Source organism: Candidatus Accumulibacter similis (assembly GCA_013347225.1).
Classification (GTDB): domain Bacteria; phylum Pseudomonadota; class Gammaproteobacteria; order Burkholderiales; family Rhodocyclaceae; genus Accumulibacter; species Accumulibacter similis.
Genome location: CP054595.1, coordinates 2,853,453 through 2,869,711, shown reverse-complemented (window position 1 = coordinate 2,869,711; position 16,259 = coordinate 2,853,453). Strand labels below are relative to the sequence as shown.

Sequence of the window (16,259 nt, the reverse complement as noted above, 5' to 3'; positions counted from 1 at the left end):
CTGCTCGGCACCATCATCCCATTCGTCTGCATCGAGCTTGCCGGGCGTCGGCCGGATGCAGAGCGGCACGCCGGCAGCCGCGGGGCGGCAGCAGCCCCGCCGTCCCCTGCCCCACCCACAAACTAGCGATTCACATCGACCACCACCCGCCCGCGCACCTTGCCCGCCAGCAGGTCTCCGGCCACCGCCACCGCCTCGCCGAGGCCGATCTCGCTGGTCATCGCTTCCAGCCGGCCGGGATCGAGGTCACGTGCCAGGCGCTGCCAGGCTTCCGCCCGCACCGGCAACGGCGCCATGACGCTGTCGATGCCGTAGAGCGTCACGCCGCGCAGGATGAACGGCGCCACCGTCGCCGGAAAATCCATCCCGCCGGCGAGGCCGCAGGCAGCGACCGCACCGCGATAGCGCGTCGTCGCGCAGGCGTTGGCGAGCGTGTGGCTGCCGACGGTATCGACCACCCCGGCCCAGCGTTCCCTGCCGATCGGCTTGCCGGGCGCCGACAGCTCGGCGCGATCGATCACCGCCGTCGCGCCGAGCGCCCGCAGGTGGTCGGCGTCGCCGAGGCGACCGGTCGAGGCGACCACCTGGTGACCGAGTCCGGCGAGCAGCGCGATCGCCACGCTGCCGACGCCGCCGTTGGCGCCGGTCACCAGGATCTCGCCGTCGCCCGGCTGCAGCCCGTGCTTCTCGAGCGCCAGCACGCAGAGCATCGCCGTGTAGCCGGCGGTGCCGATCGCCATCGCCTGCCGCGGCGTGAACTCCGGCGGCAGCGGCAGCAGCCACTCGCCGCGCAGGCGCGCCTTCTCCGCCAGGCCGCCGCAATGCGTCTCGCCGACGCCCCAGCCGTTCAGCAGCACCTGGTCGCCGACCTGCCAGCGCGGATCCGCACTCTCGGTGACGCTGCCGGCGAGATCGATCCCCGGCACCATCGGAAAGCGGCGGACGACCGGCGCCTTGCCGGTGATCGCCAGGCCATCCTTGTAATTGAGCGTCGACCAGGCGACGCGCACCGTGACATCGCCGGCCGGCAGGACGGCATCGTCGATCTCCTGCAGGCGCGCCTGGTAGCCCGCCTCGTCCTTGTTGATGAGGATTCCCCTGAACATGCTGACTCCCTCCTGGCTGAAAAAAGAAACCTGTCGATGGCGGCCGCTTGCCGCCGTCCGGCCCTGCCGGCTGGCGCAGCGGCTGCCGCGGCCGCGTGCGCTAGTCGCCGCCGGCCGGCCCGGCGTCCGGATCGGGCCCGATTGCCCGCTGATAAAGATCGACCGCCAACTCCGCGAGCTGTTGCGGACTGGCCTGCGCGCCCTGCGCCTCGAGCACCGCCTGCAGGATGCTGGCCAGCACCGGCGCGTCGATCGCCGTGCCACCGCCCGCCACCGCGGCGCTGCGCGTGGCGTAGGCGGCGCGCGTCTCGCCGGCCGCCGGCGCGCCACCGGCCAGCCAGTCGAGGCTGACGCCGGCCGCGGCAGCGATCGCCGCCGCCTTGTCCAGCGGCGGCATGCGGCCATCCTTGAGGTAGGTGCGCAGGACCGATTCGGAAAGGCCGCAGCGGCGGCCGAAAGCCGCCACCGATTCCCTGCCGATCAGCGACCGCAGGCGTGCCGGCAGCAAAGCGGCTGCGGCTGCCGAAACACGGGCCGGGTCGTCCGTCGCGCCCGCGAAGTGCTCACTTTCAATCATCGTCGCGTAATCAAAAAATTTGTTCGCAAGAAATATTGACAGACCGTAACATCTTGTCGAGAATGGCCGCCAACAGCATAGCAGGAAACAGCCGGCCTGCGCATTTCGCAGTGGCGAGTGTCGTCATCCGCCCGCTGCCGGCATCGGCGGCGGACAGCGGTCCCGAGCGGTCCCGGACAGAGCGCCGGTACGGCGAGAGAGGCGGCTGTGATCCGCTGACAGTGAGCGTTGCGATCAGGGGGAAATCGCCATGCGCCGGTCTGCAAGACAGCACCAATCCGGGCTACACGTGCAGTGGCCGCCACTGCGGCCCCTGCTCGCTGCCATCCGCCGAGCCTGGCGCGGCTGCGTGGCGACGCCGACCGCCAGCAGCCGGGCGGTCACCGCGAATTGGCGCCCCCCGCCCGCAACACTCGAGTCCCGCCTGCATTGCGAGCCGCTCGAACCGCGGTTGCTGCTTGCGGGCGACCTGCCAATCGCCGCCGATACCCTGGCTGCCACCGCGGTGGCGACCGAGCGGCCGAACAGCGGCGAAACGCGGCCGGCAGCCGCCCGCGTCGTCATCGCCACCCCAGCGGCCGGCCCTGGCGGTGCCCCGGCACCGGCCAGCTCCGATGTCGCAGACATCCTGCTCGAAGCCGATGTCAACGCCGATGGCCGCGGCGACCTGCTGCAGATCAGCCCACGCGGCGACGGCATGGCCATCGCCCGAACGTGGCTCGCCAGCGGCAGCGGCTTTGCCGGTGGTGAAGCGGTCGTCCTCGGCCCCTGGCTGACCGGCAACCGCTACCTGGTCGGCGACATCGACGGCGATGGCCGCAGCGACCTCGGCGAGATCCGCCAGGCAAGCGGCAGCCTGGCCACCGTCCACACCTGGCTGACGAGCGACCACGGCCTGCAGCATGCTGGCCAGACCGAGTTGCCCGCCTACCCCGCCGACGCCCACTACGGCCTCGGCGACAGCAATGGCGATGGCCTCGCCGACCTCGGCGTGCACGAGGTCCTCGCTGACGGCGGCAACCGGTTCAGTGTCTGGCGAGGAGACGGCGGCGCCTTCCAGCGATGGATCTCCCAGGATACCGCCTGGCAGGGCCTGGCCGACGCACAATGGCTGGCGGTCGACGCCGACGGCGACCGGCGCAGCGACCTCGTCGTCGTGCAGCGCGATCCGTCGCAGGACGCGCACAGCAGCGACTCGAGCACCTGGCTGAGCATCCGCGACGGCGGCAGCGGCGGCATCGCCGGCCACGCGCTCGGGCCGTGGGCGCGGCACGTCGCGCTGCTCGCCGGCAGCCGAGGCAGCGGTCGCAGCGACCTCCTCCACATCGCGCACGACCACCAGGGTGAACTGCAGGTGACACTCTGGCGGGACGATGGCAGCGGTCTCGCGGCGGCGCGCACGAGCCCGCTCGGCCCCTCGCGGCCGGCGCAGCAGTTCCTCGCCGGCGACGTGGACGGCGACCTGCGCGGCGACATCGTCCAGCTCTGGCGGGACGCTGGCGGCGAGACCATGGCCACTGCCTGGCGCGCCGTGGCCGCCACCGAGGGCACCGGGTACCGCCCACTCGCCGAGACGAACCTCGGCCGCACCAGCGGCCAAGCCGACTGGCGACTGCGCGATCACGACGGCGATGGCCGCGCCGACCTGCTCGCCGGCACACGCGGTGCCGACGGGAAGATGCAGGTCGAGCTGTGGCTGTCGGACGGCCGGGATTTCGCCGCCGAGCAGGGCCGGCAGGGCGATCTCGCGTGGTTCGACGCCGACTTCGACGGCGACGGCCGGCGCGACCTGCTGCAGATCAGCCATCGCGCAGACGGCCAGACGATCGCCCGTCAGTGGCTGGCAACGAGCGGCGCCTTTGCCGAGGGTGACGCGATCGAACTGGGAGCCTGGCGGGCGGCAACGCGCTACCTGAGCGGCGACCTCGACAGCGACGGTCGCAGCGATCTGACGCTGATCCGCCAATCCGCCGACGGCCGCGTGGTCGCCGACACCTGGCTGACGATCGGCGACCGCCTGTCGTACTCGGCGCGCAGCGAACTCGGCACTTACCCACCGGGCGGCGACCATCGCCTGCTCGATGCCACCGGCGATGGCCTCGCTGACCTCCTGCTGGCCTGGCAACCGGACGAGGGCGACAGCACGCTGACGCTCTGGCAAGGAGACGGGCGGCGCTTCGCGCCGCGCAGCGAGACCAGCGAGTACGGCCAGGACCTGCTGCCGGCAACCCGACTGTCGCTCGACCTGAACGGCGACGGCCGCAGCGATTTCGCGAGCGTGCGACGCAACCCCTGGCCCGGTGCCCACGCCACCGACCAGAGCACCTGGCTGAGCACCTGGCAGGCCGGCGACGATGGTTCCTGGGCGGTTGCCCGGCAGGGAATCGGCATCTGGGAGCAGCACGTTGCGCTCCTCGTCGTCAACGCCGCCGGCGACGGCCGCGACGATCTCCTGCGCCTCTGGCAGGACGACCGGGGCAATCTGCAGGCCACCGTCTGGCGCAGCAACGGCGCCAGTTTCGACGACGCCGGCACGAGTCCGCTCGGCAGTGCAGACCCGGGACAACCGTTCCACGCTGCCGACGTCGACGGCGATGGCGACAGCGACCTCGTCCAGATCGGGCGCGACCCGCAAGGGCGGAGCGTCGCCACCACCTGGCGGGCGGCGCAGGTTGGCGAGCGCTTTCATTACCAGCAGCAGATCGCGGTGCTCCTGGGCGTCACCGGCGATGCCATCAACTGGAGCCTGCACGACCACGACGGCGATGGGCGGGCCGATCTCGTCGGCACTTGGCACGAAGCCGATGGCCAGGCGCAGGTCGCCGTCTGGCATGCCGACGGCGCGAGCTTCATCGGCCGGAACGGCTGGCTCGCCGATATCGCCTGGTTCGCTGCCGACTTCAACGGCGATGGCGACGATGACCTGTTCGAGGTCGGCCATCGCGGCGACGGCATGGCGATCGGCCGGCAGTGGTTCGCCACTGGCGGCGGCCTCGCGGCAGGCGAGACGATCGAGCTCGGCACCTGGCGCGCAGACACCCGCCACCTGGTCGGCGATCTCGATGCCGACGGCTGGAGCGACCTTTGCGTCATCGGCCGGGAGCCCGACGGCACGGTCGCCGCCACCTTCTGGCTAAGCCAGGGCGACCGCCTGCTGTGGTCTGGCCGCAGCGTCCTCGACAACCCTCCGGCGGGCAGCGACTACTCGCTCGGCGACGCCGACGGCGATGGTCGCGCCGACCTGCTCGTGCACTGGCTGCCGGGCAATGGCCAGACCCGCTTCACCCTCTGGTCGAGCGATGGCAGCGGCCTGCAGCGCGGCATCTCGCAGGATGGCGACGGCGAAGACCTGGCCGGCTCGCTCCGGCTGTCGCTCGAGATGAGCGGCGACGGGCGCAGCGACCTCGCCATGCTGCAGCTTCTCCCCTGGGCGGACGCGCAGACCAGCGACTACAGTGCCTGGCTCAGCACCTGGATTGCGCGCGATGACGGCTCCTGGGATGTCTCGCAGCAGGGGCTCGGCGTCTGGGCGCAGCAGGTCGCGCTGCTCGCCGGCAACGCCGACGGCGACGGCCGACAGGACCTGCTGCGCATCTGGCGGGATGATCAGGGCGAACTGCAGCTCAGCCGCTGGCTGAGTCGGGGTGGCGACTTTGCCGCCGAGGAGACGATCCCGCTCGGCAGTTCCCGGTCCGGGCAGCAGTTCCTCGCTGCCGACGTGGACCACGACGGCCGCGACGATCTGTTGCAGATCTGGCGCGACGCCGGCGACCGGGCGGTCGCCACCACCTGGCACTGGGACGGTGCCGGCGGCTACCGGTCGACGGACAGCGTTCTCGGGCCCTGGAACGACGACGCCCGTCACCTGCCGCTGCGGCGCGCATCGGGGCCATCCGACCTGCTGCGCAGCACCGTCGATGCGGGCGGCGTCGCGACGGTCGAAGTGTGGACCTACGGCAACGGCTTCGTCCTCGGCAGCCGGACCAGTCTGCCGGCGACCACCGGCGACCCACCGCCACTGCACTTCGTGCAGGCGGCGCAGCAGGCCGGCGACACGCCTGCCGCCACCCACTTCCAGCAAGTCCTTGCCGACGACGACGCTGACGCCAGCCAACTGCTGCCCGACCTCGTTCTCAGCGACGTGGCAATCACCCCGGGCGCGAACTGGGCGGCGGCCAGTCCGGTGACGGTCGCGTGGACGACGTCCAACCAGGGCCAGGCCGCCGCCAGCGGCACCTGGCGTGAAGACCTCGAAGTGCGCAACGAGACGACCGGCGAGACCATCCTGCGGCAGCAGATCGTCGCCGGTCCCGGCCCCGGCAGGAGCAGCCTCGGAGTCGGCGAGTCCGTCCGGCGCTCGCTCTCCCTTCCCTGGCCGGCGGGAAGTCTCGGCATCGGCAACATCAGCTTCCGCATCCTGGCCGATCCGCAGCGCACGGTCGCCGAAGGCAATCCCCAGGGCACGGCCGACGACAACAACGAACTCGTCCGCTTGATCGCCAACGGCCCCGACCTCATCGTCGCCAACCTGCGCGCGCAGCCCGATCCCGTCGCCGCCGGCGAGGAACTGACGGTCCTGTGGGACGATCGCAATGCCGGCGGCGTCGCCACGGCGAAGGACTGGACCGATCGCCTGCAGGTCAGGAACCTCGACACCGGCGAACTGCTCGCCGACGTCGTGCTTCCCGGCGATTCCCCGCCAGCCGGCCAGCAGCCGCTGGCCGCCGGCGCCTCGCGCCAGCGCAGCCACAAGCTGCGGCTCCCGGACGGCCTCCGCGGCAGCGGGCGGATCGAAGTCCGTATCGGCATCGACGAAGACCTCGACGGCCAGGGCCTGCTGTTCGAAGCCAACGGCATCGGTGATGCCGAGACCAACAATCGGTCGCAGGTCGTCATCGCCTCGCTCCTCACCTACCAGCCCGACCTGCTGCCGGTCAGTCTGCGAGTGCCCGCCACAGCCTGGAGCGGCGACGGCATCGTCGTCCAATGGCAGGTGCTCAACCAGGGCAACACCGCCACCGATCAGGGCCAGTGGAACGATCGCCTGCTCCTCTCGCTGGACCGGCTGCCGAGTGCCGACGACATCGTCCTCGCCGCCGCCGTGCCGCACTCGGGAATCCTCGCTGCCGGCGAGGGCTACGGCGGCGGCAGCACGCTCCTCCTGCCGCGTGACCTCGGCGGCGAGTATTTCGTGCTGCTGCAGGTCGACGCCGGCGGCAGCGTCGACGAAAAGGCGGCGCGCGACCCGCGGCGCCTCGAGAACAATCTGCTCGTCAGCACCGAGCGCCTGCGGATCGACCTGAAGCCGACCGCCGACCTGGTTCCCGGCGACCTGGTCGCGCCGGCGACCCTGCGGCCCGGCGATGCCGCGACGCTGCACTACACGTTGCGCAACACCGGACTCGCCGCCAGCCCGACAGGCTGGTGGGACCGCATCTACGTCGATCGCGGCGCGGCCGGCGGGCTGCTCGAGGTCGCCGCCGTGCACCACGAACCCGGCCTGGCAGCGCAGGATGGCATCACCCACGACCTCGCCATCGCGCTGCCCGGCTGGCTCGCCGACGGCGATTACCGCTGGCTGGTGCGCAGCGATGCCGACGACGCCGTCCACGAACGCAACGCCGAGGACAACAACGAGACCGGCTCGCCGCTGCGCGTCCAGCGTCCCGACCTGCGCATCGCCAGCCTGCTGGCGCCGCTGCTCGCCCGTTCCGGCGACCGCGTGCGCGTCGAATGGCGGGTCGAAAACCGCGGCGCGGTCGTTACCGGCGACTGGCTCGACAGCGTCCATCTCGTCCAGGGGACGAGCAGCCGACTGCTCGCCACCTTGCCCCATCAGCAGGGGCTCGCGCCCGGCGCCAGCTATTCCGCCAGCGCCGAATTCGTCCTGCCGCTCGAGTTGAGCGGCGACCATCAGCTCGTCGTCACCACCGACTCCGAGCGCCGCGTCGACGACCGCGATCGACAGGACAACCAGCAGGCGCAGGCGACCCGCGTCGACCAGTTGCCATGGGCCGACCTGGCGATCACCGCGGTCAGCGCACCGCAGCAGGTCATCGGCGATCCCGTCCGGTTCACGGTCGACTGGACGATCGCCAATCAGGGCACCGGACCCGGCGTCGGCAGCGCCTGGAGCGAGCAGGTCGTCCTCTCGACCGACGACGTGATCGGCAACGGCGACGATCGCGTCATCGGCGAACATCGGCAGCAGGGGCTGCTCGCCGCCGGCGAGACGGCGAGCCGCTCGCTCGACATCGTCATGCCCGCCGGGACCTCGGGTCGCCATCGGCTGTTCGTCGTCGCCGACGCGCGCGGCGAGGTCTTCGAGAATTTCTCCGAGGCCAACAACGCTGGCCGCGTCCCGCAGGCGATCGACCTCATGCCGCGTCCGTATGCCGACCTGCAGGTCGTCGCCGTCGCCAGTCACGGCGCCGCGGCGAGCGGGCAGCCGCTGCGCGTCGAGTGGGAGGTGGCCAACCGCGGCATCGGCCCGACCGACAGCGGCGACTGGCGCGACGAAATCTGGCTCAGCCGCAACGCCGACGGCAGCGATCGCGTCGCCAGTTTCGGCTGGGCGCAGCACATCGGCCAGCTCGCCGCCGGCGAGAGCTACCGCCGCCGCCTCGAGCTGACGCTCCCCGATGGCATCGTCGGCGACCATTACCTCAACGTGCGCACCGGCGGCCCCTTCGAGTTCATCTTCGGCGACAACAACCGGGGCAGCTCGCCGGCAATACCGGTCACCCTCTCCAACTCGGCCGATCTCGTCGTCGACAGCATCAGCCTGCCGCAGTCGGCTGTCGAGGGTGAATTGGCCGACTTCGCCTGGACGGTCGTCAACCAGGGCCTGGCTGCCGCCACGGGAGCATGGCGCGACTCGCTCCGGTTGCTTCCGGCGGGCGGCGGCGCGCCGATCGAACTCGGCAGTTTCAGTTACGACCGCGGACTGGCAGCCGGACAGAGCTACACCCGCAGCGAGCAGCTTCGCCTGCCCGCACGCAGCGAAGGACCGCATCGCCTGCAGGTGGTGAGCAACGCCGGGCCGGACGCGCAAGGGCGCCGGCTCTACGAGCACGGCAGCGCCGCCAGCAACAACGCCGCGCTGTCCTCCGGGTTGCTCGACATCAGCCTGCAGCAGCGGCCAGACCTGCGGCTGACGCGGGTCGAGGTCGCCGAGCACGTCCCCGCCGGCGGCACGACGGCAATCCGCTACACGACGGGCAACTTCGGCAGCTCCGCGACCAGCGGCACGTGGACCGACAAGGTTTACCTCTCGCTCGACGCCACCCTCGGCAGCGATGACGCCTTGGTCGGCGAGATCGCCAGCCCGGGTGCACTCGCACCGGGCGAGTTCCACGCCGCCACGACGGCCTCCATCCACGTCCCGCTGCGCCTGCGCGGCGATGCCTTCCTGATCGTCGTCGCCGACGGCAACGGCGAGGTCGACGAGTATCCGGACGAGGCCAACAACGTCCTGGCCGTCCCGTTCACGATCGATCCGCTGCCCTTCGCCGACCTGGTCACCAGCGACATCGTGGCCCCCAGCCAGGGTGTGCACGGCGCCAGCGTCGAAGTCCGCTACCGCGTTGCCAACCTCGGCAGCGCACGTACGCGTGGCGAGGCCGACGCGACCGAGAGCTGGACCGACAGCGTCTGGCTGGCACGTGATCAACGCCGCCCCGGCGCATTCAAGGGCGACATCCTCCTCGGCACCTTCGAGCACGTCGGCAAACTCGATGCAGGCGAAGACTATCGCCGCAGCGTCCAGGTCGTGCTGCCCGAAGGCCTGTCGTCGGGACAGTACTACCTCAGCGTCTGGACCGACACCCACGACGTGATCCTCGAGGACACGCTGGCGAGCCAGATCAACCCCGAGGATCCGCAACAGATCGACGGCAACAACCATCGCGCGCGGCCGATCAGCATCCTCGGTGCGACACCGCCCGATCTCGTGCTCGGTGAGGTCGTGGCGCAGGACACCGCGACGGCCGGCGGCAGCTACCATTACACCTACAGCGTCGTCAACCGCGGCGAGCGCTTCACTGGCGACTGGGTCGATTCCGTCTACCTCGCAGACAACCCGGACTGGAACCTCGCGCGCGAGGTCTGGCACCTCGGCGACCACAGCGCGAACCGGACGCTCGCCGACGGCGAGGGATACACCGTCAGCCAATCGCTGCAGCTGGCACCTGGGCACCTTCGAGTTGCTTTATTCTTGAAATGTCAAGCTCTTGCAGTCCCACGCCAGAGTCGGCATTTAACTCGATCCCGCCCCCTTCTTAATTGCCGCTCTAATCTCCCGCTTCAATTGCCCTGTTCATCACCCTCCAGATGTGGTTTGGGCTTCCTCCAGCCCCATCCCGGCGACGTCCTTGCGCTCCTCCTTGCCCTCGGCTCTGCGAAAGCCTCGCCACACGGCTTACACCTAGGAAGCAACACGCTATGCCCGCCGCACACCAATCTCGACTAAGCTGTGGGCGGAGTCCATCAGCTTCAGTTTCGGGTTGGGCTCCCCCGCAACGCTACGCTGGTTTAGACAGGCGCGCCACCAAACGCTCTGGAACTACCCCGGTATCAGAAAGCAATACATCCGAGTAGTCAGCAAAGACGTCGCGTACTACCCAACCAGCTGCGCTTGCCAACTCAACCACACGCTGCACGTTGTATTGTTCCAAACAGAATGCAATTATCACATCCTCTTGGCCCGACTGAACATACCGCCACTCGCATTCGACACGAGCACCACTGCCGGAGCATCGGTAATCTTCGATTAGCCGGAAACGTCCACAATCCTTTGACCTTTTGACGTGGTGGTTTTGTATAAACCAATCGCCATTAAACGAATCTACAATCATAGACGCCCCAGGTGAGGCCACCATAGAGCACTGCTTGAGCATCTCGACCTCGCTGTCCCAGCAAAAGTACCCGAGACTCGTATAGTTCCGAAGAACAAGATCAAATCTTTCACGTGGAAGCGAGTCAATGAGATGTCTAGCATCACAGTGTAAGAAACTTGCGTTCGGAAGGCGCTTGTAGCGGCGGAGCGCCAGTTCAAGTAGCTCTGTCGACACATCGACTCCAACGTAGGACTGTGCAATCTTGCACAACTCTGGAGCAAGTCGGCCGTTCCCGCAACACAAATCTAGAACTTGCCGGACCTCACCAAAGCCAAGGTGTCGCAACAGAGCAAATACCTCCTGCGTAGACTTCAGACCGGAAAGGGCATCGAAGAATGCCGCATGCGTGCCGAACATCTGGTCACGCCAGCCATCCGACTCATCGAACGCCATCTGGCATCCCCCCGAATAGGCGCAGATTCTTGACGCCGTCTGCCCAGATCTCATCCAGCGCCCCCTCCACCTCCTTCGGGATGTCCCCTGGATTCAGTGTGGCAATTCCTTCGGGAAGAAGCACTCTGCTCATAATGCACTCCGTGAGGATTTCGTTGCCATCCCAGTCCTCCATGAGACTAAAACCCGCGCTGGTGAACAAATGGCGAGCTAGCAGTCTCGGGAACACCTGTATTACCGTTCTTTCAGTGCTTTGTAAGGCGCGCTGCGCAATAACTACTCTTTCCCCACGAGCAAATGCCTCCAAGCGGTAAGCGTGCCAACTGTCATGCGGTCCATCAACTTCGATGTCGTGCTCAATAACTCCCGGAGCGTTATGGCCGGAAAAGTCATACAACTTATATCGCCAAACCCTGCAACCTTTCCTGTAGGTCACGTGATAGTGATGCCACGCTCTGCGAAGGCTGCCAACCGCTCTTTCGTCAGAGGTAAGGACTGGCCGCTCTGTCAATGCTGCGCGGTTGCCCCTGATCCAGCCGTCAAACGAGTGTTTGCGTTGGAAATCCTGGAGTGTCTCGTGGATCGCCGCCTGAATACCGCCAAGGTCGTGGACGATTCGACACATCCTAGACAGCACGCGACGTCGAAACTTTTTGAGTTCCTGTGTTGCAACGCCTTCGATCATCTCTGATCCGCCGTCGCGAACCTTTTTTTCAATGTAGTCCTCATGCAACACAACAGCGAAGAGCTTTTTCCCAGTTGCTAGAGCACGCTCATACTCCAGTTCAGTGTATGACTTCTTGGTGATCGGCTCTACCGTTCCGTATCGGCCGCCAAGAATTAGCATGAACACGTCGGACTCTTCGATCCACGCATTGATGACATCAATTTGGCTTTCGTGGCCCGCTGCGAATAGCTCCATGCCGGCTGGTATGTGTCCTGCACGCATTATTGTCTCAACCGCCGCCCGACGCTCATTGACTAGGTCAGCGTAGGTTGACGATACGAAGATCTGGATTTTCCGACTCATAGTTGACCTGCCTAACCTTGCCAGTCTCCAAAATCGTAGCCCTAGGGAGCTTCATAGATACAGGATAACGGCAAAGACTGCGAATGAAAATAGGCGAGTATTTGCCCAGATTGCTCCGCCCAATCCGGAGAGGAGAAAGGCTCGCCGCCTCCCCCTCCCGCACCATCGCAAAAACGGCTCACGTAGCCGGGGTTTCGATGAAGCCAATTCCTACCGGCATGCGAGGCGTGGTGCTTGTCGAGTGCCTTGGTGCCCACGTTGAGCTTGGCACCGTTCCGACTGACCATAAAGCCCACGAAATTGCAGTTCATGGGCCGATCGACCGCGCTTTTGCGCCATCTGCGGTGCCTCCTACCGCACACTAGGCTCACGCTGAGTCCCAGCGAGCCACTGTCAAAGCGTGTCGCTCTGGCCATTACTCGCCCCGATAAACCGTGGTCTGTCCTCAATTCGCTGCCCAATTTCCCTTGCTTGCTGAGACAGTATTCGAACAAGCTTTTCAGAGAGTGCCGCTTTGTCTTTTGTTTCACACTCCCAAACTACAAGAACGCTCCAGCCAAGTGCATCTAGATCGGAAATTTGTCTTTTGTCCCTCTCAATATTCCGTGCCAATTTCGGGAGCCAATAGTCTTGGCGAGTACTGGGCTTGGATGCCTTTTTGCACCCAGGATGCTGATGCCAAAAACAGCCGTGCACGAAAATAACCGTGCGATATTTTGAAAGCGCAACATCTGGCTTGCCGGGAAGGTCGTTTCGGTACAGCCGAAAGCGAAACCCCGCCTTATGTAATAACCTCCTCACTATAAGTTCCGGCGTGGTATTCCGTCCCTTTACTGCCGCCATGGTTCGTCGGCGTTGCTCGGGGCTAAGAGTGTCCACGACCTTTATCTTGCTCTTCGTACGGCAGTCCAATCACTTTGGTGTAATTGATTTCCGCCAGCGGTGTAGGTTGTACGGCGCTTGACATCCGCCCCGTGCATACGCGCTTCAATACGAACCTCTACAGCCTCCTCTTCTGGCGTGTGAAAAGTGCTGGCAATAGCGTCCAGAAACCGGATATCGCTCAAGGCCCAAGGGCGCGGATTTGGATTGTTTCTCGCGTCTGGAATAGTGCGCGGAAAAATATAAATGCAAGGAGGCGGCACAGGTTTCCCTGAAAGCCGGGTAAAACGATTAGGCTGGGCTTGCAACTTCGGACATGGCCTCGCCAAAGTACCGCATAACATGTCCCAAATGATTAGGCCATCCACTCGTTCACGACGAGCAACAATCTCTGCGCTTAGACGGGTATGGATTCCACTCCAAGCATTATGTCGCGGATCAGAGCCGGGATTTTGGCAAAGCGACCAAACGACGAATTCATCGGCATTCTGTGGCCTTACATAAATGTTGGTGTTGTTCCCATCAAGACAGCCCTTTGCCTCAACGCAACAAAGTCTGCCATCCTCAAAATATACCTCAAAGTCATGACGCTCGCGCGTGCCAACAAATTCATAACGTTGGATCAAGCCGCCGGTCTGCAAGAACATCAGGACGGCCTCGATGAATGCGTACTTTACATTTGTTGTTGCAGCCTGCTGTCCGCGAATCCGCTCAATAGCGCTCTTGAACAATCCTGATTCTTGGAAAGATTCACGATCTAAGCCGTGCGTACCAATAGTGTGCGCAGCGGCTTTTAGTGCATCAGAGTACTCGTCAACAACCTGTGCCCAATCATCGCGGCGTGAGCAAGGAATTATCGGATGATTAGGCAAACTCCACCTCCAGCGTTCGTTTGTGCACTTTGGGTCGGCAGGCTGATATTGCTATTGGTCGAATGACGTGTTGCTCTATCCATTCAACCGCCGGAACGACAACACCATCGCCTGTAAGGTGGTAAGTATCGTTGTAACGATTAGGCAGCGAATAGCTCTCTGGTAACCCCATCAGGCGGGCGGTTTCTCGCGGAGAAATGAGGCGAGAACGAATGCGTTGCCCTTCAACGACCATGATGATTTGACGGCTCGAGCCACCAGCAGGTGTGCGCAGGCATCCGCTAACGCCGTCGAAGCGAACTTCTGCCCGTTGGATATTCTTCCGTGTACGTTTGTAGATGGTGCCAATCTGTCTAATGCCTGAGTTTTGTGCCTCTCGAACTTTCTCGATGTTTGCGGGAGCCATCATTAAAAGCAACTTTGTCGTTTCTGCTACGGAATGCCATACAACACCCTCCGGTATATCTTCAATGATGTCGGAGAGGTGGGGTGCCTCATGCGTTGGCGTTGGTATTTTCCACCAGATCCACGCTTTACGTGCATTAGGTGGTAAACCGTCAACCACGTCTTGCAGTGATTGCGGATGCCACGATGGATTGGGAACGCGGCCAGAAATACCCTTTGGGATGGCTACTCCGCGAGCGAGAGCAACGATAAACAGGCGCGGACGGGATTGAGGAACGAAGTAGGCTCCATCAACCAGCAGTGCGCCAACACGATAGTCCGCTGCAGCGAAGGACGAGATGAGGTTGGTTAGGTCTTGGCCATTGTGTGATGTGATTAATCCGGCAACGTTTTCGAGCGCAATTATGGGGGGATTTCGGCCTTCCCTCTTTAACGACAACATCAAGTTCCAGAATGGCCAAAAAACCCCGCTACGCTCACCAGCTAGACCAGCACCAGAACCGGCTAGGCTCAAGTCTTGGCATGGGAATGATGCCCACGCCAGCGTTGCCCTGCCGGGTAGTTGGGCGCTAGAGATACCCCGCACGTCGCCATGGAAAAGCTCAGGGGCACCACTAAAGTTGGCACGATACGAAGTAACTTTTTTGGCATCAAAATCATTTGCAAAGAGGCAGTTCCACGCATCACCAAGCCCAAGCCGTGCCATTCCGCCGCCAGCGAAGAACTCGTAAAAGCTAAACGGGCGCAAGGAATCAAAGTTCATACGCAAAACCTCCGTTGCTGAATGATACGCGAAGCTGCTGCTGACGCTCAACGTTCAAGCCCAGGGGCTTGGCGCGGCTTTATACGCCAAGCCCCTGCACCGCAAGGTTAGCGCTCATAGGCGCAGAGTGTCTAGAAAGCCATCGAGGGGGATGAACTTGGTTGCTGCGTCCTTCAATTCCTGTGCGGCATGATTCCAAAATACGACCTCCACGTTGTAACCGTCAGCCCGGAGTTCGTTGAGCGTGGGCACGTAATCCTTATCGCCAGCGACCAAGACAAAGACATCCTCGGCTGCTTTGCCGTGCTTGTATGCGTCCTTAGTCATTAGCGTGGCAATGCCGGTATCGATCTTCTTCTCTTTGTTGGCGTAGTTGCGATCCTCGAGGTGCAGCTCGAAACCCGCCTTCATTGCGTATTGCCAAATTGAGTCGTTCGGCGGTGGGCGCGATCCATAAAGCGCCGCGCGTTTGATCTTTGAAAGATCATTGCCGGTAAGAAACTCATGCAGCTTGCCGAAGCTGATGGTGTACCCATGGTCGAGAATGCCGAGGTTCATTGCCTGGATGATGTTTGACGCCAAGCCAGACGCGACAGCACTGACGCGGCGGCCTTCGATATAGAGGTTGGAGTTGTCAACGTAAATGTAATCCATGTGGATTGCCTATGAGCGATAGCGGATGTAGCGAGCCGATTCGACGCAAAGCTTTGCGTCAGTATTCTGATCTGATCGCCCCCACAAGAACAGCGAAATTTCTGGACACAACAATGGGGTAAGCCATGCGCCCGTCCACCAAAAATTCCGGCAATTGCGTCAGCGCCCTCCCCGCTTCGCAAGCCCCTTGGCTGAGCGATCAGCCCGGCGAGCGAGACTATAGCTCAGCCGCGCCGAGAGCTGCAACCAGGGGGGGCAATCGCCACTCGCAGGTCAGGTATCGTCGGCCTGATTCCGGCGATCCGCTGACACTCCCACTGGCAGGCTTCGCCACGAGCAGGGGACGGCGGCGACAACGACGTGTGCCCGAAGAGCGCATCGAGCGGCACTCTGGCCCACCTCAAGCCTTTGATTGAGTGATCTCCACGTGCTGCGCGACTTATGTTTCCGGGCCGCGCGTCTGACTGGTATCGGTTCAAACGGTGCCATCGCCTCGAGGCATCGGGCAAGTTGTCTGAGAACAAAACCAGGATCGGGATCCAACACGCCCGCCCCGATGCCAAACCACTCGGTTGACCGTAGAGCTATGTCGAAGCTCCCCACGCGAATGCTCGCGGTCGGTGAAGCGGAGCGACGGCCGGAGCGGTTGCCGAGAACGGCCAGAGTTCCGGCGGCCTGCT

Annotated in this window: 9 protein-coding genes and 1 pseudogene; 2 read left to right on the top strand and 8 right to left on the bottom strand. The window is 64.5% G+C overall.

The window, feature by feature from the left end:
• Nucleotides 1-122: 122 nt before the first annotated feature.
• Together HT579_12615 and HT579_12610 are read right to left on the bottom strand one after the other, a co-directional pair.
• The gene (locus HT579_12615; GenBank protein ID QKS29675.1) at nt 123-1,106 is read right to left on the bottom strand and encodes an oxidoreductase; all 984 of its coding nucleotides are present in this window, start codon (nt 1,104-1,106) and stop codon (nt 123-125) included.
• Between the two features lie 100 nt (nt 1,107-1,206).
• Nucleotides 1,207-1,683: a helix-turn-helix domain-containing protein gene (locus HT579_12610; GenBank protein ID QKS29674.1), complete on the bottom strand. Its 477-nt coding sequence runs from the start codon at nt 1,681-1,683 to the stop codon at nt 1,207-1,209.
• 250 nt (nt 1,684-1,933) lie between these two features.
• Here HT579_12610 and HT579_12605 point away from each other — a divergent pair.
• Nucleotides 1,934-2,179, top strand: a pseudogene (locus tag HT579_12605) (LEPR-XLL domain-containing protein).
• Entirely contained in the window at nt 2,135-10,153 is an 8,019-nt protein-coding gene (locus tag HT579_12600; protein ID QKS29673.1) for a VCBS repeat-containing protein, read from the top strand. Before HT579_12605 ends, HT579_12600 begins: the two are co-directional and overlap by 45 nt.
• 52 nt (nt 10,154-10,205) lie before the next feature.
• Here HT579_12600 and HT579_12595 read toward each other — a convergent pair whose 3' ends face one another.
• From HT579_12595 to HT579_12570, 6 genes are all read right to left on the bottom strand, one after another.
• On the bottom strand, nt 10,206-10,973 hold the full coding sequence (locus HT579_12595; protein QKS29672.1) for a class I SAM-dependent methyltransferase: 768 nt from the start codon (nt 10,971-10,973) through the stop codon (nt 10,206-10,208).
• Nucleotides 10,960-12,003 carry a DUF4062 domain-containing protein gene (locus HT579_12590; GenBank protein QKS29671.1) on the bottom strand — a complete coding sequence of 348 codons (1,044 nt, stop codon included), beginning with the start codon at nt 12,001-12,003 and terminating at the stop codon, nt 10,960-10,962. The genes HT579_12595 and HT579_12590 overlap by 14 nt, the downstream gene beginning before the upstream one ends.
• 393 nt (nt 12,004-12,396) lie before the next feature.
• Entirely contained in the window at nt 12,397-12,882 is a 486-nt protein-coding gene (gene vsr / locus HT579_12585) for a DNA mismatch endonuclease Vsr (protein ID QKS29670.1), read from the bottom strand.
• 5 nt (nt 12,883-12,887) lie between these two features.
• Nucleotides 12,888-13,757, bottom strand: a complete 870-nt coding sequence (locus HT579_12580; GenBank protein ID QKS29669.1) for a hypothetical protein — start codon at nt 13,755-13,757, stop codon at nt 12,888-12,890.
• Nucleotides 13,750-14,925 (bottom strand): DNA cytosine methyltransferase, encoded by a 1,176-nt coding sequence (locus tag HT579_12575; GenBank protein ID QKS29668.1) that lies wholly within the window; start codon nt 14,923-14,925, stop codon nt 13,750-13,752. Before HT579_12575 ends, HT579_12580 begins: the two co-directional genes overlap by 8 nt.
• A 114-nt stretch (nt 14,926-15,039) precedes the next feature.
• Nucleotides 15,040-15,579 (bottom strand): NYN domain-containing protein, encoded by a 540-nt coding sequence (locus tag HT579_12570; protein ID QKS29667.1) that lies wholly within the window; start codon nt 15,577-15,579, stop codon nt 15,040-15,042.
• Nucleotides 15,580-16,259: the final 680 nt, after the last annotated feature.